The following is a 21,834-nucleotide window of genomic DNA, read 5'->3' on the forward strand; positions in this document are numbered from 1 at the left end:
GGTCACCATGACCTATGGCGCATTCGGTGTCATGCACTGGTGATATACCTTGCTACAACACCGTAGGGGTTACATCGAATCCACATGTCCACACCGCATGCCTTCGCGTCCACGGGACGCGTCCTGACTGGCGCCATTCTTCTGGCCGTCGCCCTTGGTCTGTCCGCGTGCAAGGGGGGTGGCGATGCCCAGGCCAAGCCTGCCGACGCGGCCGCGGCGCCGGTGCCGGTGGAGACGGAAGTGGTCGCGCGCCGCAGTGTGGCCGCCAGCTACGTGGGCACGGCCTCGCTGGAAGTGCCGCGCGGCGCCGACGTGGTGGCCAAGACCTCGGGCATCGCGCTCGAGGTGCTGGTGGAAGAGGGCGACACGGTGCGCGCCGGCCAGCCGCTGGTGCGGCTCGATCCCGACCGCGCACGTCTGGCCGTGCTGCAGAGCCGCGCCACGATGGGCAAGCTGGAGAACAGTTACCGCCGCGCGCAGCAGCTCGTGGGCCAGCAGATGATCAGCGCCAACGATCTGGACCAGATCAAGTTCGACCTCGATACCGCGCGCGCCCAGCACGAGATGGCACAGCTGGAACTGTCCTATACCGCGGTGACCGCGCCGATCTCGGGCGTGATCTCGCAGCGCATGATCCGCACCGGCAATTTCGTGCAGATCAACACGCCGATCTTCAGCATCGTCGACAACGCGCGCATCGAAGCCACGCTCAACGTGCCCGAGCGCGAACTGCGCGTGCTCAAGCGCGGCCAGCCTGTGCGCCTGCAGGTCGATGCGCTGCCGGGCGAAAGCTTCGAAGGCGTGGTCGAGCGCGTCGCGCCGATCGTCGAATCGCGCAGCGGCACCTTCCGCGTGGTCACCGCATTCGCCGGCAACGAGATGCTGCGCGCCGGCATGTTCGGCCGCATCCATATCGACTACGACCAGCGCGCAGATGCGCTGGTGATTCCGCGCAGCGCGCTGCTCGACGAAGGCGACGAAACCGCGGTCTACACCGTGCGCGACGGCAAGGCGGTACGCGTGCCGGTGGAGCTGGGCTACATCGACGGCAATCTGATCGAAGTCCGCAGTGGTCTCGAAGACGGCGACCCGGTCGTCACGGCCGGCAAGGTCGCGCTGCGCGAGGGCAGCACGGTGCAGGTGATCGGTGAAGCGCCGGTCGCTGCAGCGCCTGCCGCCGCCGACGCCAAGAGCGACGCGAAGTAATGGCCGGCGCGCCGCACGACGGCCCCGCCGGCGACGGCCCGGCCGCGGATCCGCACGCCGCGCCGACGGGACGTTTCGATCTCGTCGAGTTCTCCACCCGTCGTCGGGTGACGGTATGGATGGTCGCGATCAGCATGATGCTGTTCGGCCTGATCGCGTTGACCAACCTCAAGGTCAACCTGCTGCCCGACCTCAGCTATCCCACGCTGACCGTGCGCACCGAGTACACCGGCGCGGCGCCGTCGGAAATCGAAACGCTGGTCAGCGAGCCGGTCGAGGAAGCCGTCGGCGTGGTCAAGGGCGTGCGCAAGCTGCGCTCGATCTCGCGTACCGGCCAGAGCGACGTGGTGCTGGAGTTCGCCTGGGGCACCGACATGGACCAGGCGAGTCTGGAGGTGCGCGACAAGCTCGAAACGCTGCAGCTGCCCCTTGAAGTCACGCCGCCGGTGCTGCTGCGCTTCAACCCCTCGACCGAGCCGATCCTGCGCCTCGCACTGACCGCTGGCGAGAAGGGCGATGCGGTCGACGAACTCACGCGTATGCGTCGCTACGCCGACGACGACCTGAAGAAGAAGATCGAGCCCGTCGTCGGCGTGGCCGCGGTCAAGGTGGGTGGTGGTTTCGAAGACGAAGTGCAGGTCGAGCTCGATCTTCAGCAGATGGCGCGTATCGGTCTGCCGATCGAGAACGTCATCCAGCGCCTGCAGCAGGAGAACATCAACCTGTCCGGCGGCCGGCTCGACCAGGGCACGCAGCGTTACCTCGTGCGCACGGTCAACCAGTTCTCGAGCGTCGAGCAGATCGGCGAGATGCTGGTCGCTACGCAATCGGGCGGCGACAACAGCGCCGCCAACGCCGCGCAGCAGATGGCGGCGATCGCGGCGGCCAGCGGTTCGCAGGCAGTGCTCGCGGCCGCGGCGTCGGTGCAGAGCGCCTCGGGCGCGGGCAGCACGACGATCGCCGGCGGCCGCGCGATCCGTCTGCGCGACATCGCCACCGTGCGCCAGGGCTTCAAGGAGCGCGAAAGCATCATCCGGCTCGGCGGCGCCGAGGCGGTGGAACTGGCGATCTACAAGGAAGGCGACGCGAACACGGTGTCGACCGCCGACGCGGTGCAGGCGCGTCTGGACGTCATCCGCAAGGAGCTGCCGCCGGACATGACGCTGACCGTCGTCGACGACCAGTCGAAGTTCGTGCGCGCCGCAATCCATGACGTGCGCACCGACGCGGTGATCGGCGGCACCCTGGCTGTGCTGATCATCTTCCTGTTCCTGCGCAGCGGCTGGAGCACGCTGGTGGTGAGCCTGTCGCTGCCGATCTCGATCATCACCACGTTCTTCTTCATGGACCAGCTGGGCCTGAGCCTCAACGTCATGTCGCTCGGCGGTCTGGCGCTGGCGACGGGACTGGTGATCGACGACTCGATCGTCGTGCTCGAAAGCATCGCCAAGGCGCGCGAGCGCGGGCTGGGTGTTCTGGAGGCCGCGATCACCGGTACGCGCGAAGTCGGCATGGCGGTCGTCGCCTCGACGCTGACGATCATCGCGGTGTTCCTGCCGCTGGTGTTCGTCGAAGGCATCGCCGGCCAGCTGTTCCGCGACCAGGCGCTGACAATCGCGATCGCGGTCGGCGTGTCGATGTTCGTCGCGTTGACGCTGATCCCGATGATGGCCTCGCTCAAGGGCCGCCCGCCGATGGCGTTTCCGGAAGAGGCGCCGCATCCGCAGTGGCATCCGGACAGCCGCTGGCAGAAGCCGCTGGCGGCGACCGGACGCGGCATCGGCGCCGGGTTCCGCGGCGTGCTGTTCGGCATCGCCTGGGTGGTCGTGCGCGTCTGGCGCTTCATCTCGGGCGGCAGCGGCCGGGTCATGGGCCGCGCCAGCGATCTGGCGATGGCGCCCTACAACCGCGCCGAGCGCAGTTACCTGAAGATGCTGCCGGCCGCGCTTGCGCGTCCCTGGCTGGTGCTGGGCACCGCGACCGCGGTGTTCGTGGTCAGCCTGCTGGCGGTGCCTCTGCTGGGCACCGACCTGATTCCGCAGCTGGCGCAGGACCGGTTCGAGATGACCGCCAAGCTGCCGCCCGGCACGCCGTTGCGCGAGACCGACCGCATCATGCGCGAGGTGCAGCAGGCGCACACCGGCGACGACGGCGTCGAGCTGCTGTTCGGCGTCAGCGGCAGCGGCACGCGCCTGGATGCCAATCCGACCGAGAGCGGCGAGAACATCGGCAAGCTGAGCATCGTGATGAGTGGTGGCGGCAGTCGCGAGTTCGAAGCGCAGCAGACCGAACGCCTGCGCGAGACGATGCAGAAGTATCCGGGTGTCGCGGTCGATTTCGCCCGCCCGCAGATCTTCAGCTTCTCCACGCCGCTGGAGATCGAACTGCGCGGGCAGGATCTCGAGGGTCTGGCCAAGGCCGGCCAGCGCATGTCCGAACTGCTGCGCGCCAATCCGCACTACGCCGACGTCAAGAGCACCGTGGAGCAGGGCTTCCCGGAGATCCAGATCGTGTTCGATCAGGAACGCGCCGGCGCCTTCGGCCTGACCACGCGTCAGATCGCCGATGCGGTGGTGCGCGCGGTGCGCGGCGAAGTGGCCACGCGCTACAACTTCCGCGATCGCAAGATCGACGTGCTGGTGCGTGCGCAGGAGAACGAACGCGATTCGGTCGACCGCATCCGCAATCTGATCGTCAATCCGGGCAGCGCATCGCCGGTGCGTCTCGATTCGGTGGCCGACGTGGTCGCGACGGTCGGACCGAGCGAAATCCACCGCGCCGACCAGGTCCGCGTGGCGGTGATTTCGGCGAACCTGCGCGGCATCGATCTGGGCGCTGCGGTGAGCGAAGTGCGGCAGATGGTGGCCGAGAATCCGCTCGGTCCCGAAGTCGGCATGCACATCGGCGGTCAGGGCGAAGAGCTCGCCGAGTCGATGCGTTCGCTGCTGATGGCATTCGCGCTGGCGATCTTCCTGGTCTATCTGGTGATGGCCTCGCAGTTCGAATCGCTGCTGCACCCCTTCGTCATCCTGTTCACCATCCCGCTCGCAATGGTCGGTGCGATCGGCGGCCTGCTGCTGACGGGCAACACCATTTCGGTGGTCGCCTTCATCGGGTTGATCCTGATGGTGGGCCTGGTGGTGAAGAACGCGATCATCCTGATCGACAAGGTCAACCAGTTGCGCGAGGCCGGCGTGCCCAAGCGCGAGGCGCTGGTGGACGGTGCACGCTCGCGTCTGCGGCCGATCATCATGACCACGCTGTCGACGCTGTTCGGCTTCCTGCCGCTGGCACTGGCCTTCGGTGACGGCGCCGAAGTGCGCTCGCCGATGGCGATCGTGGTGATGGGCGGTCTGGCGGTGTCGACCGTGCTCACCCTGCTGGTGATCCCCGTGGTCTACGACCTGCTGGATCGCAAGTCCGACGCGTACTACGCCGAACGCGGCCGACGGACCCGTCTGGGCGCCGCGGCCGATCGTCCCGACGCGGAGGCCAGCGCGACATGAGCATCGCCGAGCTGAGCCTGCGGCGCCCGGTCACCACCATCATGTGTTTCATCTCGATGGTGGTGATCGGACTGATCGCGTCGGTGCGCCTGCCGCTGGAGGCGCTGCCGGACATCTCGGCGCCGTTCCTGGTGGTGCAGCTGCCGTATACCGGCTCGACGCCGTCCGAAGCGGAGCAGAACCTGCTGCGCCCGGCGGAGGAAACGCTGGCCACGATGAGCGGCATCAAGCGCATGCGCGGGCAGGCGACGTCGGACGGCGCGTTCGTGTTTCTCGAGTTCAGCGACTGGGACCGCAACATCGCAATCAGCGCATCGGAAGCCCGCGAGCGCATCGATGCGATCCGCAGCGATCTGCCCGACGATTTCCGTCGCTACATGGTGCAGAAATTCTCCACCAGCGATCAGCCGGTGCTGCGCATGCGTCTGGCGGCGAACGTCGATCTGTCCGGCAGCTACGAGCTCATCGACCGCCAGCTCAAGCGCAGGCTCGAGCGCGTGCCCGGCGTGGCACGCGTGGAGATCAACGGCGCGGCGCCAAACGAGGTCGAGATCGCGGTCCAGCCCGACCGTCTGACCGCACACGACATCGAGCTCAATGCACTGGCGACGCGTTTGCGCGCGTTGAACTTCTCGGTCTCCGCCGGACAGATTCTCGATGGCGGGCAGCGCCTGCGCGTGCAGCCGCTCGGCGAGATCGGGGATCTGCAGCAGTTGCGCGACCTCGTCATCAACCAGCAGGGCCTGCGTCTGTCGGATGTCGCCGACGTGCGCATGAAGCCGCAGCGCATGGACTACGGCCGCCGCCTGGACGGCCGCGCCGCGGTGGGCCTGGAGATCTACAAGGAGCGCGACGCGAACCTGGTCGAGGTGTCGCGGAACGTACTCGCCGAAGTCGAGGCCGCGCGCAGTGAACCCGGGCTCGAAGGCATCGACGTCAAGGTCATCCAGAACATGGGCGACGAGGTGACATCCTCGCTGCTGGAACTGGTGGAGGCCGGCGCGATCGGTCTGGTGCTGTCGATCATCGTGCTGTATTTCTTCCTGCGCCACTGGCCGTCGACGCTGATGGTCACGCTGGCGATTCCGATCTGTTTCATCATCACGCTCGGCTTCATGCACTTCTTCGACGTCACGCTCAACGTGCTGTCGTTGATGGGCCTGCTGCTCGCGGTCGGCATGCTGGTCGACAATGCCGTGGTGGTGGTGGAGAGCATCTACCAGGAACGCGAACGCATGCCCGACCAGCCGTGGCTGGCCTCGGTGCTGGGTACGCGTCATGTGGCGATCGCACTGTCGGCCGGCACGCTGTGCCACTGCATCGTGTTCGTGCCGAACATGCTGGGCGAGACCAACAACATCAGCATCTTCATGAACCAGCTGGCGATCACCATTTCGGTGTCGCTGCTGGCCTCGTGGCTGGTCGCGGTGAGCCTGATTCCGATGATGTCGGCGCGCATGAAGACGCCGCCTGCCGTGGCCAGCCCGAACGGTTTGATCGCGCGCATGCAACGTCGCTACGCGCGCATCCTGCGCTGGTCGCTGGAGCATCGCGGCATCACCGTGCTCTCCATCCTGCTGGTGGTCGCGGTGAGTCTGGTGCCGATGACCAAGACCAAGTTCGACATGTTCGGCGACAGCGGCGGCGGCAAGGAAATCCAGATCTACTACCAGTGGAAGGGCAGCTACAACCTGCAACAGCGCTCCGACGAGGTCCTGCGTTTCGAGACCTTCCTCGACGAGAACCGCGAGACATACCGGATCAAGCAGATCTATTCCTGGTTCGGCGAGGGCAACGACTCGGGCACGGTCGTGACCTTCAACGACGACGTCGGCGACACCAAGGCGCTGTCCGAAGCGATCAGCCAGGCCTTGCCGAAGTCGGCGCGTGCCGAGGTCGGCGTGGGCGGCGGGCAGGGTGGCGGTGGTGGTGGTGGCCAGGGCGGACAGGGCGTGCAGGTGCAGCTGGTCGGTGACTCGACCCAGGTGCTGCGTGAACTCGCTGATGGCGTGATCCCGATGCTGGCCGCCAACCCGGCGCTGCGCGACGTGCGCGTCGAGGCGGGCGACCTCAATCAGGAACTCACGATCCGCGTCGATCGTGACCGCGCGGCCGCGTTCGGATTCAGTGCCGATCAGGTCTCCAGCTTCATCGGCCTGGCGCTGCGCGGCAGCCAGTTGCGCGAGTTCCGTCGCGGCGAGGACGAAGTGCCGGTGTGGGTGCGTTTCGCCGGCGCCGAGCAGTTCAACCAGGCCGACATCGCCAGCTTCATGGTCCGCGCGCCCGATGGCCGCAGCGTGCCGCTGACGAGTCTGGTGGAGATGCGGGTCGAGCCGTCCGCCAGTCGCATCAGTCGCAACGATCGCCAGACCTCGCTGACCCTGCAGGCCAATCTCGCCGGCGAAACCACGATGCCCGACGCCCGCAAGGCGCTGGAGCAGGTGCTCGACACGGTCGCGTTCCCCGCGGGCTACGGCTACAGCTTCTCGGGCAGCGGCTTCGAGGACGACGCGGCGGCGAGCCGGCAGATGATGTTCAACCTGCTGATCGCGGTGATCATGATCTACGTGGTGATGGCGGCGGTGTTCGAATCGCTGTTGTTCCCGGCGGCGATCATGAGCTGCGTGGTGTTCTCGGTCTTCGGCGTGTTCTGGCTGTTCTGGCTCACGGGCACGTCGTTCACGGTGATGGCCTTCATCGGCATCCTCGTGTTGATGGGCGTCGTGGTGAACAACGGCATCATCATGGTCGAGCACATCAACAACCTGCGCCGGCGCGGCATGCCGCGGCTGGAGGCACTCGTCGAAGGCAGCCGCGAACGTCTGCGTCCGATCCTGATGACGATGGGCACGGCGATCCTGGCGATGATTCCGATCTCGCTCAGCGACACCGTCGTGCTCGGCGGCCTGGCGTACTCGCCGATGGCCCGCGCGGTGGCAGGTGGTCTGGCGTTCTCGACGGTGGTCAGCCTGCTGTTCCTGCCGACGATCTACGCGATTCTCGACGACATGCGGCATGGCAGCGTGCGGTTGATCCGACGGGCGCGGGGTGTTCACGCCGATCCTGCTGCTGCGGCAGGCTGATACGTCTTTTGCATTAGCATCCGGCGCCCCTCGGGCGCCGGTTGTTTTCCTGCTCCTGCTTTTGCTTTCGCTCCTGCTCTGGCCTTCGTTCTGGCTTTGGCTTTCGATTTCAATCGAGCCGTAAAGCGAGCCGAGCATCGCAGGGCGACGGGGTCGTAGAGCAGCCCATGTCTGAGCGCAGCGAGGTTGGGCTGCGGAACCGTGAAGGTCCCAATGTGCCCCGTCGACCGAGAAGCGCAGGGGACCGCCGCGGCTGTATCGCGGCGGATCGCGTCCGGCGAAGACGGTTTTGCTTACTTTTGCCAAGACAAAAGTAAGCCGCGCCACAGCGCGGAAGCCCTGCACTTGATCTTCGCTCCTGCAACTGACTTGTTTTTCGAACATCAGAGTCGCAACGCGACAAGCGAAGAAGCTCAAGCAAGTGCAGAGCTTTCGCCCGCTCCGCGCGCGAGTCCCTTTTGGATGGACCCAAAAGGAACCAAAAGGTCCCTTCGCCGGACGCGAGCCGATGCGATGAAGCCGCATCGGTGCCCTGTGCTCCTCGCCTGACGCGGCACGCAGCCCAAACTCGCTGCGCTCAGACATGGGCTGCTCTTCGGCCACGCCAGGCTCCGGTGCTCGGCTCGCTCTACGGCTCGACTCAAGTCAAAGACGAAAGCGAAAAGCCGAAGCCGAAGCAAAAGCAAAGCCGAACCCAAAGTGGACGCCAAAGCCAAAGCCAAAGCGGAAGCGAAAGCCAGGGGCTGCTCCAGCGGGAGTTCAAGCAATGCGTCAGACGTCGATGCGCCGGAGTTCAAGCGCGGCGTCGTACACAGCGCCGCTCGCCGCATCCAACGCTTCCATGCCACGAATGACCTGTCCGTTCCGCCACGGCGCGTAATCGTTGAAGCTGCCCATGCCACCGAAGACATGCATCACCGACCCGGACAGCGCGTTGAGTGCCTCCTGATCCAACGCGCTTTTCGCGAGCAGGTCGGCGCGGGACAGGCAGGACTCGAAATGGCGTGTCCACGGGCAGTCCGCGTCGAGACGCAGCAGTGCGACGAGGGCTCGCAGATGGCGTTGCAATGACGCGAGTTGTGCTCGGCGGTCCGGCATGAGGAGGCGGGTCAGGATCGAGAGGAAATCGATGCGGCATCAGCGCGCTTCAGCGCGACGCTGCTGCGGGTACGAGCCGTAACGTATGTGCCGTCGTCTGCGGCAGGAACGGAGATGGACGTCCCTGCGCCCAGTCGTCGTGGCCCGCGCCCCAGTAGGGCGACAGGGGATGCCCGCTCTGGCCACCGGGCATGTGGGTGATGCCGTCGGCCTCGTGGCCGGGCGCGACGACCATGCGTTGCGAGGCGCCGAAGGCCGGCCCCTGCACGCGCGGTACGGTGCCGTCGCCGGGCAGCGGTTCGGCAGGCATGCACAGTGCGCGCGTGCCGAGTAGCGGAATCGCCGCAGCGAGCGGGTGGCAGATTGCGGTGGTGTTGCGTTCGCCCCAGGTCCGTTCGGTCAGCGGGCCGTCGCCGGCGAGACTGTCGCGCACCTCGCGGGCCGCATCCTCGAACAGCGCCTGCCAGCCGGCGTCGACCGGCGTGCACATGCCGCGCTGGGTATCGGGCGTGCAGGCGAAACGGCGCGGCAGCAGATGCGCCGGACGCTGCTCGACCAGCGGCCACACGACGCCTTCGAAATTCGGCGGATCGGGCGTTTCGAATGCATCGCCCAGCGCGGCGCGTGCGGGTGCGGCGAGGCCGTCGGCGAGACGTGCGTGGACGGCGAGGCGCCATGCGCGGACCAGGCGATAGCCGACGGAGTCGACACTTGCATGACCGTTCCAGTCGCGCGAGGCGTCGGCCAGGGCGCGCAGCGCGCTGTCGTCGCCGGCGTCGTTCGCGATGCCTCCCAGCAACGCGTGCCAGCGCGACAGGAGCAGGGCGCGATCGTCGAGCTGGATCGCCAGCAGGTCACGTTCGGCGAACTGCGTGCGCGCTTGCAGGCCTTCGCGGATCTGCCAGGCGCGCATGCCGAGCGCGGCGCCGCCATCGCCGATGCGGGCGAAATCCGGGCCATCGACGACGCGACTGTTCGCGGTCCACAGGCGATCGGCATCGGGCGAGCGCAGCAGCGGCGAGGCATCGGTCGAGATGGGCCATGGCGCGCAGCGGTTCGTGTCGGTCGCGGCATCAACCATCAACGGCACGGAGACGGTACGGCCATCGCAGCCGGGGTCGCGCGCTGGAATCGGACCGAGCAGGCGCCAGGCGATGCGGCCGGCGCGGTCGCCGATCACCAGGTTTTGCGTCGGCGTGGCGGTGCGATCGGCGATGGCCAGCGCATCGTCGAGATCGCGCGCGTGGGCGAAGTCGGCGAGACCGAAATTCAACGCGCCGGGCTGATGCGCGGTCCAGCGAAGCGCGAGCGCAGTGCCGTCCGCATGGCGGTGCACCAGCGGGCCCCAGTCGCTGTCTTCGACGACCAGCGTGACCGCCTCGCCGCCGGCGATGTCGATGCGTTCCTCGCGGCGCACCACCGGCGAGCAGCCCGCAGGCGCGCCTTCGTTGCAGGGCACGACGCGCTGCCAGTCGAGGTAATCGCCGTAGCTGTTGGTGAAGCCCCAGGCGACGTGCGTGTTGCTGCCGACGATGACCGCGGGCAGACCGGGCAGAGTGAAGCCGGTGACGTCGACCTGCCCACCCGGCGCACGTGGATCGGGATAGCGCAGCCGTGCGCGGAACCAGATGTTCGGCGCCCGCAGGCCCAGATGCATGTCGTCGGCGACGAGGGCGCGGCCGTCGGCCGTCAATGCACCCGACACGGCGAAGTTGTTGCTGCCTGGCGAGAGGTCCGCCGCCGCAGGCGGCGCACCAACGCCGCTCTCCCGTAGTGCGAGAGAGAGGGGGACCGTTTGTGAAACAAACGGTGGAGTGAGGGCCCCCCGAGATGCCGGGGATGCGGCCTCGGCTTGCGCCGACCCGACAGCTGCGAATGGTGATCCTTCACTGCGCGCGCCATCAATCTCCACGACATCCAGCATCCGCAGATCCACAACGTCCGCGCCCGGCAACACCGCGTCGCCCCGTGCGGGCCCGAACAGCGGCGCATCCCAGCGGCTGCCGTCATGCGCGAACAGATCGAATAGCGCCGGCGGCAGCGCAGGCCGCAAGCGGTGCATCGCCAGTTCGCGCGCGTTGGTCGCGTCCTGCAGATCGAAATACATCGCGAAGCCGGTCAGCGCGGAATCCGCCGGCGTCCACGGCTGCGGCGTCTGCCGCAGCAGCAGATAGGCCCACGGTCGCGCACCCAGTGACGCGAGTCCGGCATTGGCGCCGTCGGCGTACGCCTGCAGTTGCGGCATGCGATCGCCGGCGACTGCAGCGAGGTGCTCTTCCACCCGTGCGCGCATGCGATGCACACGGTTGCGACGATCGGTTTCGAGCGCGCGTTCGCCGAACAGCGCCGACAGTTCGCCCGACGGCACGCGGCGCATCAGGTCCATCTCGAAGTACCGCTCCTGCGCATGCACGAACCCGAGCGCGCGCATCGCGTCGGTCTCGTTGGCGGCGGTGATCGTGACCACGCCGGCGGCATCGCGTTCGATGGTCGCGGGCGCCGCGAGCCCGGGCAGCGGCTGGTCGCCGTCGAGCGCCGGCAGGCTCGCGCGCAGCGACAGCCAGATGAAGAGGCCGGCCGCGACCAGCAGCACGACGAGCGCGAGCACCGCCCGCAGGATCCATTTGCGCATGCACGAGTCCCCGGCCGCGGCAGATGCGGCGCGGTCCGATTATTCCACGGGCATGTTGCGGGCCGACGCCGGCCCGACGCTTGGCTCAGTTGCGGGCGTGCTCGGCCAGGCCGGACACCACGCCCAGTGACGGGTCGCCGCGCACGATGCGTGCATCCGGGAACCGTGCCTGCGCAGCCGCCTGGACATAGGGCGCGCCGGACATGCCGCCGGTCAGGAACAGGCTGTCGGGTGGCGCGTCGAGATCGCCGCGCACGTCGTCGAGCAGGGCGCCGATCGTGTCGAGGAAACGCGCGCTGGCGGCTTCCAGCGCCGCGCGCGTCGCATCCACGCGCAGGCCGGGTTCGATGTAATCCAGCGCGTGGCCGGCTTCGTCGTGACCGCTCAGCCGCACCTTCATGCCTTCGACGCCGCGGTACAGGCGCGTGGTGCCACCGTCGTGCTGCAGGGCCTGCAGACGTGGGCCGAACGGCGCATCGACGTGACCGAAGTCGCGCTTGTGGAAGTCGCGCTGCCGCGGCATGTCCTGCACCGTCGCCGCCTCGACGAAGTGGTGCACCGGAATGCGGCTGGCGCCCTTGCCGAACAGCGGCATGACCTGGGCCATGCTCAGCGCGAGGTCCACGTCGGTACCGCCGTTGGCGACGCCCCAGGCGCGGTGCACGCGTGGCGCGCGGTCGCCGCCGACTTCCGCCAGCGCGATGTCGGTCGTGCCGCCGCCGATGTCGACGACCAGCGTGGTGTGCCGCTGCGGACTCTCGGCGTGGTAATGCAACGCGGCCGCCGCGGGTTCTTCAAGGAATTCGATCGAATCGAAGCCGGCCTGGGACGCGGCATCGCGCAGCAGCGCCAGCGCCTGCTCGCCGCCGGCCTCGCCGAGCGAACTGCGGAAACGCACCGGCCGGCCCAGCGTCGCTGCGCGCACGGTCGTGCCGAGCTGCTGGCTTGCGGTCAGGCGGATGTGTTCGAGGATGTGCGCGGCGATGCCGGTGATCGTTTCCTTCGCGCGCGGATGCAGGTTGAAGCCGAGCATCGACTTCGGCGACTGCACCAGATTGCCGCTGCCTTCGAGCAGGTAGCTCTCGATCGCCGCCTCGCCGAACACCGCGTGCTGCAGATCGGCGGCCGAGGACTCGGCGTCGCGCATGCGCGCCTCCAGCCACTGCCGACGCACGATGCGGATCGCGTCGCGGCGCAGTTGCGCCGCCGGACGCGGCGTACCGCCGGCGCGGGTCTGATCGCTGCGCAGGCCGCGCATCAGCGATTCCACCTCGGCCTCCATCGCCCCGTCGAGCTCGAAGGCGTCGAGATCGGGCAGGGTGGTCGGGAAGAACACCGCGGTGCGGAACTGCGGCTGTCCGTCGAACTGGATGTGCACCAGCCGGTCGCCGATGCGCGCAGCGGCGGCGGAGTAGCTGGTACCGAAGTCGATGCCGATCTTCATGGGGGAGGCGACAGGCGGAAGGCGCGGGAGTCTACGCCGATGCGCGTCACGCCGCGCGCAACGGCCTGTGCGGTCTGCGCAACGCCGGCGCGGCGCGCCTGAGAATGCGAAATGCATCCATTCCCATCCGATCATGCTTCACGGCGGCCCGGCATACTGCGCGCATTCCACGTGTTGCGAGCTCTGCCATGAAAGGACATCCCGAAGTCGTCGATTACCTGAAGTTCCTGCTCCGCGGCGAGCTGGCGGCGCGCGACCAGTACTTCCTGCATTCGCGCCGTTACGAGGACCTGGGCCTGCACCAGCTCTACGCGCGCATCAACCACGAGATGGAAGAGGAAACCCAGCACGCCGACGCGCTGCTCAAGCGCATCCTGTTCCTGGAAGGCGTGCCGGACATGCGCCCCGACGCGTTCGAGCCGGGCGTTACCGTCGAAGAAATGCTGCGCAAGGATCTCGACCTCGAATACCTCGTGCGCGACAACCTCGCCAAGGGCATCGTGTTGTGCGAGCAGCACAGCGACTTCGTGACCCGCGAAGTGCTGGTGACCCAGCTCGCCGATACCGAGGAAGACCACACCTACTGGCTGGAGAAGCAGCTGCGCCTGATCGGCATGATCGGCCTGGAGCGCTACCAGCAGAGCCGCATGGGCGAGGCGGAAGGTACGCACGCCGGCGTGGGGTGAGGCACGCGCGGCGCGTTCGCCGCGTCGTATGGATTCCGGAAACGCCTGCGCGTGTCGTGGGCGTTTCTGTTTCTGGCAGGCGAGAAGCTGCTGCTCGATCTGATTGGAATGAGGTGTTTGCCCTCACCCCAACCCCTCTCCCAAAGAAAGAGGGGCTTCAAAGCGGACGCGCGCGAGATTCGAGTCCCTCATCCCCTAGGAGAGGGGTTGGGGTGAGGGCAGACGCCGAAGAAAAACCCCGGACCGCACGCCGCCCCGCACCCGCATCACCCCCGCCGCACCAGCCGGTACACGGCCGTGGACAACGCAGTCACCCCATCCGCAACGAACCCCGGCTCGTCCGCGAGAATGTCCCGCACTTCGATCGCATCGATCCGCCAGTCGCGATCGAACAGCGCATGCACTTCGTCGGCCGCGACCGCGAATGGCGGCCCGGCTTTCTCCGCCTGCGGATACTCCAGCGTGACCAGCAGCCCGCGACATCCCGTCGGCAAGCGATGCCATGCCGTGGCCGCATAGGTGCGGCGCAGCTCGGGCGGCAGTGCGATCAGCGCCGCGCGGTCGTAGACGGCGGCGCAGTCCGCGAGCACGGCGGCGTCCAGCGCGAACGCATCGCCGACGATCAGCTCGTAGGCACCTGCGGTGAAATGCACGCCGGCATCCGTTTCGTGGACGGCAGGTGCGAGTCCGCGTTCCTCGAAGAACTGGCGCACCGCCAGTTCAGACAGCTCGACCCCGAGCACGCGATGGCCGCGTTCGGCCAGCCAGACCATGTCGAGCGACTTGCCGCACAGCGGTACGAAGACTCGAGTATCCGGTGCGAGATCGAGCGCGGGCCAGTGCTTCAGCAGCAGCGGCAGCGGAGCGTCGCGGTGGAAGCCGATGCGGTTGTGGGACCAGCGTTCGTGCCAGAACTCGGGGTGCATGACGGCTCCAGAATTCGAACAGTGTCGCGATAGCGACGATCAGGTGCGCGCGGCGTTGGATCGCCGCGACGCACCCGTGGCGAATCATTCGACGTCGAGTCCTTCGACCTTCTGCCAGCCACGCGGCAGCAGGCCACCACGCGACGCACGGGCGCCGATGTAGGCGTCGAGTTCCTTGAACGACAGCGTCATCGTGCGCGCACCCGAGCGCACCAGCAACGAACTGCCAGGCGCGACGACGGCGAGCGCGACCACCTGTTCGGTGCCGCGCTTGGCCTTCGGAATCTCGATGATCTTGTTGCCTTTGCCCTTGTCGAGTTCCGGCAGCTCGGCGACCGGGAACACCAGCAGATGGCCGGCGCTGGTCACCACGACCAGACGGTCGGCATCGACGGCGCGCACCGCCGCCGGCTGCAGCACCGTCGAACCCGGTGACAGCGACAGCATCGCCTTGCCCGCCTTCTGTCGGCCGGTGAGGTTCTCGAAGCGGGTCACGAAGCCGTAGCCGTGCGAAGACGCGACGACGAAGCGCGCATCGGTTTCGCCCGCCACGACCGCCTGGAACGACGCGCCCGCAGCCGGCGAGAAACGGCCGGTCAGCGGTTCGCCGTTGCCCCGCGCGCTGGGGAGCGAATGCGCGACCGTGGAATAGCTGCGGCCGGTCGAGTCGAGGAACGCGACCTGCTGCGTGGTGCGCCCGCGCGCGAACGCGAGCAGGCTGTCGCCGTCGCGATAGTTCATGCCGGCCGGGTCCACGTCGTGGCCCTTGGCCGCGCGCACCCAGCCCTTCTCGCTGACGACGATCGTCACCGGCTCGCTCGGCACCAGATCGCTTTCGTCGAGCGCCTGCGCGGCGCCGCGTGCGACCAGCGGCGAACGACGCGCATCGCCGTACTTCTTCGCATCGGCCTGCAGTTCGTCCTTGATCAGCTTCTTCAGCCTGGTCTTGCTGTCGAGCGTGGACATCAGGCGATCGCGCTCGCTTTCCAGCTCGGCCTGTTCGCCGCGGATCTTCATCTCCTCCAGGCGCGCGAGCTGGCGCAGACGCGTTTCGAGGATGTAGTCGACCTGCTCGTCGCTGAGTTCGAACCGTGCCTGCAGCACGGCGCGCGGCTCGTCCTCGGTGCGGATGATGTGGATCACTTCGTCGAGATTGAGGAACGCGACCAGCAGGCCATCGAGCAGGTGCAGGCGACGCTCGACCTTGTCGAGGCGATGGGTCAGGCGGCGGGTCACGGTGGTGGCACGGAACTGCAGCCATTCCGACAGCAGCATCTTCAGGTTCTTGACCTGCGGACGGCCGTCGAGCCCGATGACGTTGAGGTTGACGCGGTAGCTCTTCTCGAGATCGGTGGTCGCGAACAGATGGCCCATCAGCTGTTCGGCGTCGACGCGGTTGGAGCGCGGAATCAGCACCACGCGCACCGGGTTGGCGTGGTCGGACTCGTCGCGGATGTCTTCCAGCCACGGCAGCTTCTTGGCGCGCATCTGGGCGGCGATCTGCTCGATCACCTTGCTCGGGCTGACCTGGTGCGGCAGCGCGGTGATGACGATATGGGTGTGTTCCTTCTCGAACGTCGCACGCGCGCGCACGCTGCCGTGGCCGGTCTCGTACATCTGCAGCAGGTCGGCCGAAGGCGTGATGATCTCGGCGCTGGTCGGATAGTCCGGGCCGCGCACGTGTTCGCACAGGTCGCGCACGGTCGCGTCGGGATCGTCGAGCAGGCGCAGACAGGCGCTGACGATCTCGTTGACGTTGTGCGGCGGCACGTCGGTGGCCATGCCGACCGCGATGCCGGTGGTGCCGTTGAGCAGCAGATGCGGCAGGCGCGCGGGCAGCCACGAGGGCTCCTGCATCGTGCCGTCGAAGTTGTCGGTCCAGTCGACGGTGCCGTGGCCGAGTTCGGCCAGCAGCATCTCCGCGATCGGCGTCATCTTCGATTCGGTGTAACGCATCGCCGCGAAGGACTTCGGATCGTCGCTGGAACCGAAGTTGCCCTGGCCGTCGATCAGCGGATAGCGGTACGAGAACGGCTGCGCCATCAGCACCAGCGCCTCGTAGCATGCGCTGTCGCCATGCGGATGGTATTTGCCGATCACGTCGCCGACGGTGCGCGCGGACTTCTTCGGCTTCGCCGCCGCGCCCAGGCCCAGCTCGCTCATGGCGTAGATGATGCGGCGCTGCACCGGCTTGAGGCCGTCGCCGATGAACGGCAGCGCGCGGTCGAGCACCACGTACATCGAGTAATCGAGGTAGGCACGCTCGGCGAACTCGCGCAGCGGCAGCTGCTCGAAGCCATGGAAGGGGGTGCGGACGGACTCGGTCATCGGGACAGCATCTACGGCGGAACCGGGATTTTAGCGGCTGGTGGTCGCAGGTGCTGCGTTGCGATCTGTCGTGGGCCCACGGGCGGCGATGCGGCCGCGACGGACTTTCGCATTCGCCGGCTCTGGCTGGGTGGGACGCCCACGGCATCACGCCCGTCCGCGCACCGGCTGCGCACACTGGGCGCCATCTCCCGCGGAGCGACGACGATGACCCAGGCACACACGCCCGACACCACACGTGGCCCACTGGAAACAGAACGGGCGCCCGATGGTCCGAAGACGCCGGGCGAATCGTCCGAGAAGCGCGATCAAGACCAGCGCAACGATCCGGAATCGATGCCGGGTGCACTCGAAGGCAACCCGACCCGGCGCAGCGGCGACGGCACGCCGGACGACCCCGGCAACCGCAAGCGCGACTGACGCTGCGCGTTCGCGGTATCCGTTCGAGCGCGCGACGGCCCGGAACATCGATCGGTCGGTGCAGCACACAACCGACAGGCACAAAAAAACCCGCGATTGCGGGTTTGATGTTCACAGCTGGTAAGGCTGTGATGACCTTGGTGCCCGGGAGAGGACTCGAACCTCCACGGAGTTGCCCCCGCTAGCACCTGAAGCTAGTGCGTCTACCAATTCCGCCACCCGGGCAGGTCAGGTCGACAATTCTGGGGGCGCAGCCCGTCGGCTGTCAATGCGATGCAGGGCGAAGTCGACACCGCAGCCGCGCGCGTCAGACCGGTTTCGTCAGCGCCAGCAGCACGATGGTCAGGCCGGTCACGAAGACCAGCGGCGCGGAGAACCGCAGCAGGGCAGGCGGCGTCGGCGGCGGTTCGACGTGCGCCATCTGGTGCAGCGTGCGGCTCAGCCAGCCGTGCAGGATCACCAGCGCGCACACGAGCGCCAGTTTGATCCGCAGCCAGGACATCACCAGCCAGCCGGCCTGCAGCGCGATCGTCAGGCCCGCGGCCAGTGTCGCCAGCATCGCGGGCGAGGTGACCCAGCGGTTCCAGGTGCGCAGATTCGCGAGCAGCGAGCGCCCGCCGGGCGAGGCCAGCACGTCGTGGAGGGCGACCGCGATGCCGCTGCCGACCATGCCGGTGAGCCACGTCGCCGCGGCCATGAAGTGGAGCAGCTTGAGCGTCGGGTAGTCCACGCAACGCTCCGGAGGACGGGCCGGCCATCGTGGTGGGCGGCAGACACGCAGCGTAGCCGGTCGCGGGGATCCGGCGGCGCACGCGCGACCGCGGGCGGAATCTGCAGGAATCGACGGGCACAAAAAAACCCGCGATTGCGGGTTTGATGTTCACGGCTGGTAAGGCTGTGATGACCTTGGTGCCCGGGAGAGGACTCGAACCTCCACGGAGTTGCCCCCGCTAGCACCTGAAGCTAGTGCGTCTACCAATTCCGCCACCCGGGCAGGTCAGGGCGCGTATGTTGTCGATGCCTCCGGCGCTTGTCAACGGGATTTTGAAAGACCGTTTGCCGCGCTTCGACGCCAGCCTCGCGGGCGAGCCTGTACCATCGCGGCAATGGCTAAACCTCCCAGCAAGCGCGGCAGCAGCCGCGGAACGCCCGGGCCCGCGTCACAGGGGGCCGGCAAGCGCGGCACCTCCGGTCCGGCCCGCCCCACATCGCCCAGCAACCGCAAGGATGCCTTGCCGCCGTGGATGCCCGATCCGGGCCTGCAGCGCGCCCTGCGCACCGGCGGCCCGACCAGACCGGCGTCGCCGGACCGTCCGCCTGCCGCGCGCGGCGGCCGCTTCGAAGACCCGCATGCGAACCGCGAGGCGGCGCGCTACGCCAATCCGATCGCGAGCCGCGAGGCGATCCTGCAGCTGCTCGTCGATGCCGACGGCCCGATGACGCTCGACGAGCTCGCGCTCAAGCTCGCGCTCACCGAACCCGATCGCGCCGATGCCCTCGGCAAGCGCGTCGCGGCGATGCTGCGCGAAGGCCAGCTGCTGCAGAACCGTCGCGGCGGTCTGGTGCCGGCCAAGCGCATGGACCTGATCCCGGGCACGGTGATCGCCAATCCGGAAGGCTTCGGTTTCCTGCGGCCGGATTCGGGCGCGGGCGAAGACCTCTTCCTGCCGCCGACCGAGATGCGCAAGGTCATGCACGGCGATCGCGTGCTCGCCAGCCTGACCAATGTCGACGCGCGCGGCCGCCGCGCCGGCGTCGTCGTCGAAGTGCTCGAACGCCGCACGACGCGCCTGATGGGGCGCTTCTCGGTCGAGCACGGCATCAGCTACGTGGTGCCTGACGATCGCCGCATCCAGCGCAACATCCAGATCCCGGTGGACGCCCGCCAGGACGCGCAGCACGGCCAGCTGGTGGTCTGCGAGATCACCGCGCCGGGCGATTCGCACCGTCCGCCGATCGGCCGCGTGCTGACCGTGCTGGGCGATGTGCTCAAGCCGTCGCTGGTGGTGGAGGCCGCGATCCACGGCCACAACCTGCCGCACGAGTTCTCGCAGGACGTGCTCGACGAAGCCGCCGCGGTGCCGGTCGACGTGGAAGACCGCATGCTCGGCGGCCGGGTCGATCTGCGCACGCTCCCCCTTGTGACGATCGACGGCGAGGACGCCAAGGATTTCGACGACGCCGTCTACTGCGAGCCCAACCGCGACGGCTTCCGTCTCGTGGTGGCGATCGCCGACGTGTCGAACTACGTGCGACCCGGCACGCCGCTCGACGACGAAGCCCAGTTGCGCGCGACCAGCGTGTATTTCCCCGGTTTTGTCGTGCCGATGCTGCCCGAGACGCTGTCCAACGGCATCTGCTCGCTGAAGCCGAAGGTCGACCGCATGTGCTTCGTCTGCGACATGCAGGTGCTGCGCGACGGCACGGTGTCGGAATCGAAGTTCTACGAAGCGGTGATGCATTCGCACGCGCGCCTGACCTATACCCAGGTGTGGAAGGCGGTCGGCGAACTCGACGAGGACACGCGCGCCGCGATCAAGCCGGTGCTGCCGCAGGTCGAACGCCTGCACCAGCTCTACGCCGTGCTGGCCAAGGCACGCGCCAAGCGTGGCGCGATCGAATTCGAATCGTCCGAAGTGCGCTTCGTGCTCGACAACACCGGCGAAGTCACCCAGGCCGGCATGCTCCAGCGCAACGATGCGCACAAGCTGATCGAGGAATGCATGATCGCGGCGAACGTGGAGGCCGCGCGCTTCCTGCTCGAAGCCGGCATTCCCGCGCCGTACCGCGTGCACGACAAGCCGCCGGAGGCGAAGTACGCCGACCTGCTGGAGTTCCTCAAGGAGTTCTCGCTGCGTCTGCCGCCGTGGTCGAAGGTGCAGCCCAAGGATTTCACCGTCCTGCTGAAGAAGATCCGCGAGCGCCCCGACGCGACCCTGCTCGAATCGGTGCTGCTGCGCAGCCAGAGCCAGGCCGTCTATACGCCCGAGAACATCGGCCATTTCGGCCTGGCGCTGGCGTCGTATGCGCACTTCACCTCGCCGATCCGCCGCTATCCCGATCTGCTGGTGCACCGTGCGATCAAACACGTGCTGTCGGGTCAGCCGCTGGCGAAGTTCATGTACACGCCGCGCCTGATGGAGAGCCTGTCGCTGCAGTGTTCGGAACGCTCGCGCCGCGCGGACGAAGCCGAGCGCGAAGTCGACGAGCGCTATCGCGCCGCGTGGATGGAGCAACACGTCGGCGGCCAGTTCGACGGCGTCATCAGCGGCGTGACCAGCTTCGGCCTGTTCGTCGAACTGGACCAGTCCAAGGTCAATGGTCTGGTCCACGTGACCCAGTTGCCGAACGACTTCTACAGCTTCGATCCGATCCGCCGGATGCTCAACGGCCAGCGTGCCGGGCGGCAGTACCGCCTCGGCGACCGGGTGCGGATCATCGTGCTCAAGGCCAGTCTGGAAGACCGCAAGATCGACTTCCGTCTGGTCGATCCGGATTCGAAGGTGCAGGGCGGTCCCAAGCCGCCGCCGCCACGCGGCAAGCCGGCCAAGCGCGAGAAGCAGCCGTACTGATCGGGCCGTTTCGCTAGAATGGCCTGTGTTCGCGGGGCCGGCGCGCAGGTGCCGGCCCCGTCGATGTTTCCAGGCTCCCGTATGTCCTTCTTCGAATTCCCAGCACCATGACCAACAAGCAGAACCAGTGGATCGTCGGCATCAATGCCGTGGCCGCGGCCGTCGAACACGACGCCGACAACGTGCGCGAGGTGCTGCTGGAGGCGGGCGCGAAGAATCCGCGCATCGTCGAGATCGAATCGGCCGCGCGCCGTCGCGACATCGACGTGCGCCGGGTCAACCAGCAGGCGCTCGACGGCGTCGCCGGTGGCCTGCGCCACCAGGGCGCGGTCGCGCGCTACGCCGCGGCGAAGACCTGGGACGAGAACGAACTCGAAGGCCTGGTCGAGGCCGCCGAAGGCAAGGCGCTGCTGCTCGTGCTCGACGGCGTGCAGGATCCGCACAACCTCGGCGCCTGCCTGCGCAGCGCTGCGGCTGCGGGCGTTACCGCCGTCGTGATTCCCAAGGACAAGGCCGTGCAGGTCAACGCGACCGTGCGCAAGACGTCGGCCGGCGCGGCGGACAGCATTCCGGTGGTCCGCGTGACCAACCTGTCGCGCACGCTGCGCGATCTGCAGAAGCTGGGCGTGTGGATCTACGGCCTGGCCGGCGAAGCCACCGCGACGCTGTATGCGACTGATCTGCGCGGCAACGTCGCGCTGGTGCTGGGCGGTGAAGCCGATGGCCTGCGTCGCCTGACCCGCGAGCATTGCGACGGCCTGGTGACGATTCCGATGCCGGGCGGCGACGCGCTGGGCGGCGTCGAGAGCCTCAACGTTTCGGTCGCCGCCGGTGTGACCCTGTTCGAGGCCGTACGCCAGCGCCTGGCGTGAATCCACGGCTTGCCGCGGCCGGGTGATCGGCGGAAGATGCGCCGAACCTCGTCCCGTGGAG

Annotated in this window: 13 protein-coding genes and 2 tRNA genes; 7 read left to right on the top strand and 8 right to left on the bottom strand. The window is 67.7% G+C overall.

Annotation, left to right across the window (positions count from 1 at the left end; genetic code table 11):
- Positions 1–84 precede the first annotated feature (84 nt).
- From V3391_RS02065 to V3391_RS02075, 3 genes are read left to right on the top strand one after another with little or no spacing between them, the layout of a single operon-like run.
- Positions 85–1,206, top strand: a complete 1,122-nt coding sequence (locus V3391_RS02065; RefSeq protein WP_332076764.1) for an efflux RND transporter periplasmic adaptor subunit — start codon at positions 85–87, stop codon at positions 1,204–1,206.
- A complete protein-coding gene (locus V3391_RS02070; RefSeq protein WP_332076765.1) occupies positions 1,206–4,712 on the top strand; it encodes an efflux RND transporter permease subunit in 3,507 nt (1,168 codons plus the stop codon). Before V3391_RS02065 ends, V3391_RS02070 begins: the two co-directional genes overlap by 1 nt.
- Positions 4,709–7,795, top strand: a complete 3,087-nt coding sequence (locus V3391_RS02075; protein ID WP_332076766.1) for an efflux RND transporter permease subunit — start codon at positions 4,709–4,711, stop codon at positions 7,793–7,795. Before V3391_RS02070 ends, V3391_RS02075 begins: the two co-directional genes overlap by 4 nt.
- A 771-nt stretch (positions 7,796–8,566) precedes the next feature.
- On the opposite strand, the gene V3391_RS02080 is transcribed toward V3391_RS02075, so the two are convergent.
- The 3 genes from V3391_RS02080 to V3391_RS02090 all read right to left on the bottom strand — a co-directional run bounded on the left by V3391_RS02080 (position 8,567) and on the right by V3391_RS02090 (position 12,969).
- Entirely contained in the window at positions 8,567–8,893 is a 327-nt protein-coding gene (locus V3391_RS02080) for a DUF6966 domain-containing protein (protein WP_332076767.1), read from the bottom strand.
- A gap of 49 nt (positions 8,894–8,942) precedes the next feature.
- On the bottom strand, positions 8,943–11,525 hold the full coding sequence (locus tag V3391_RS02085) for a penicillin acylase family protein (RefSeq protein WP_332076768.1): 2,583 nt from the start codon (positions 11,523–11,525) through the stop codon (positions 8,943–8,945).
- A gap of 85 nt (positions 11,526–11,610) precedes the next feature.
- On the bottom strand, positions 11,611–12,969 hold the full coding sequence (locus tag V3391_RS02090; protein WP_332076769.1) for an Hsp70 family protein: 1,359 nt from the start codon (positions 12,967–12,969) through the stop codon (positions 11,611–11,613).
- Between the two features lie 188 nt (positions 12,970–13,157).
- On the opposite strand from V3391_RS02090, the gene bfr reads away from it, so the two are divergent.
- Positions 13,158–13,655, top strand: coding sequence for a bacterioferritin (bfr, locus tag V3391_RS02095; protein ID WP_332076770.1), 498 nt, complete (start codon positions 13,158–13,160; stop codon positions 13,653–13,655).
- A 266-nt stretch (positions 13,656–13,921) separates the two neighbouring features.
- Here bfr and V3391_RS02100 read toward each other — a convergent pair whose 3' ends face one another.
- Together V3391_RS02100 and parC are read right to left on the bottom strand one after the other, a co-directional pair.
- Positions 13,922–14,581, bottom strand: coding sequence for a thiopurine S-methyltransferase (locus V3391_RS02100; RefSeq protein WP_332076771.1), 660 nt, complete (start codon positions 14,579–14,581; stop codon positions 13,922–13,924).
- Between the two features lie 84 nt (positions 14,582–14,665).
- Positions 14,666–16,909: a DNA topoisomerase IV subunit A gene (parC, locus tag V3391_RS02105; protein ID WP_332076772.1), complete on the bottom strand. Its 2,244-nt coding sequence runs from the start codon at positions 16,907–16,909 to the stop codon at positions 14,666–14,668.
- A 207-nt stretch (positions 16,910–17,116) separates the two neighbouring features.
- Between parC and V3391_RS02110 the strand changes: the two genes are divergently transcribed.
- Entirely contained in the window at positions 17,117–17,329 is a 213-nt protein-coding gene (locus V3391_RS02110; protein ID WP_332076773.1) for a hypothetical protein, read from the top strand.
- Positions 17,330–17,467: 138 nt separating this feature from the next.
- Here the strand turns inward: V3391_RS02110 and V3391_RS02115 are convergent.
- The 3 genes from V3391_RS02115 to V3391_RS02125 all read right to left on the bottom strand — a co-directional run bounded on the left by V3391_RS02115 (position 17,468) and on the right by V3391_RS02125 (position 18,323).
- Positions 17,468–17,554: transfer RNA gene (locus tag V3391_RS02115), tRNA-Leu, on the bottom strand.
- 82 nt (positions 17,555–17,636) lie between these two features.
- Positions 17,637–18,059 (bottom strand): CopD family protein, encoded by a 423-nt coding sequence (locus tag V3391_RS02120; protein ID WP_332076774.1) that lies wholly within the window; start codon positions 18,057–18,059, stop codon positions 17,637–17,639.
- Between the two features lie 177 nt (positions 18,060–18,236).
- Positions 18,237–18,323, bottom strand: a tRNA-Leu gene (locus V3391_RS02125).
- A 112-nt stretch (positions 18,324–18,435) separates the two neighbouring features.
- On the opposite strand from V3391_RS02125, the gene rnr reads away from it, so the two are divergent.
- Positions 18,436–20,901 (top strand): ribonuclease R, encoded by a 2,466-nt coding sequence (gene rnr, locus V3391_RS02130; RefSeq protein ID WP_332076775.1) that lies wholly within the window; start codon positions 18,436–18,438, stop codon positions 20,899–20,901.
- A 107-nt stretch (positions 20,902–21,008) separates the two neighbouring features.
- On the top strand, positions 21,009–21,773 hold the full coding sequence (rlmB, locus tag V3391_RS02135; RefSeq protein WP_332076776.1) for a 23S rRNA (guanosine(2251)-2'-O)-methyltransferase RlmB: 765 nt from the start codon (positions 21,009–21,011) through the stop codon (positions 21,771–21,773).
- Positions 21,774–21,834: the final 61 nt, after the last annotated feature.

Origin of the sequence: Luteimonas flava (assembly GCF_036584485.1) — a bacterium.
GTDB classification, from domain to species: domain Bacteria; phylum Pseudomonadota; class Gammaproteobacteria; order Xanthomonadales; family Xanthomonadaceae; genus Luteimonas; species Luteimonas flava.

Excerpts from the sequence above, each read along its gene's own strand:
- V3391_RS02065 (WP_332076764.1), top strand. The coding sequence starts at position 85 with ATGTCCACACCGCATGCCTTCGCGTCCACGGGACGCGTCCTGACTGGC.
- V3391_RS02070 (WP_332076765.1), top strand. The coding sequence starts at position 1,206 with ATGGCCGGCGCGCCGCACGACGGCCCCGCCGGCGACGGCCCGGCCGCG.
- V3391_RS02075 (WP_332076766.1), top strand. The coding sequence starts at position 4,709 with ATGAGCATCGCCGAGCTGAGCCTGCGGCGCCCGGTCACCACCATCATG.
- V3391_RS02080 (WP_332076767.1), bottom strand. The coding sequence starts at position 8,893 with ATGCCGGACCGCCGAGCACAACTCGCGTCATTGCAACGCCATCTGCGA.
- V3391_RS02085 (WP_332076768.1), bottom strand. The coding sequence starts at position 11,525 with ATGCGCAAATGGATCCTGCGGGCGGTGCTCGCGCTCGTCGTGCTGCTG.
- V3391_RS02090 (WP_332076769.1), bottom strand. The coding sequence starts at position 12,969 with ATGAAGATCGGCATCGACTTCGGTACCAGCTACTCCGCCGCCGCTGCG.
- bfr (WP_332076770.1), top strand. The coding sequence starts at position 13,158 with ATGAAAGGACATCCCGAAGTCGTCGATTACCTGAAGTTCCTGCTCCGC.
- V3391_RS02100 (WP_332076771.1), bottom strand. The coding sequence starts at position 14,581 with ATGCACCCCGAGTTCTGGCACGAACGCTGGTCCCACAACCGCATCGGC.
- parC (WP_332076772.1), bottom strand. The coding sequence starts at position 16,909 with ATGACCGAGTCCGTCCGCACCCCCTTCCATGGCTTCGAGCAGCTGCCG.
- V3391_RS02110 (WP_332076773.1), top strand. The coding sequence starts at position 17,117 with ATGACCCAGGCACACACGCCCGACACCACACGTGGCCCACTGGAAACA.
- rnr (WP_332076775.1), top strand. The coding sequence starts at position 18,436 with ATGGCTAAACCTCCCAGCAAGCGCGGCAGCAGCCGCGGAACGCCCGGG.
- rlmB (WP_332076776.1), top strand. The coding sequence starts at position 21,009 with ATGACCAACAAGCAGAACCAGTGGATCGTCGGCATCAATGCCGTGGCC.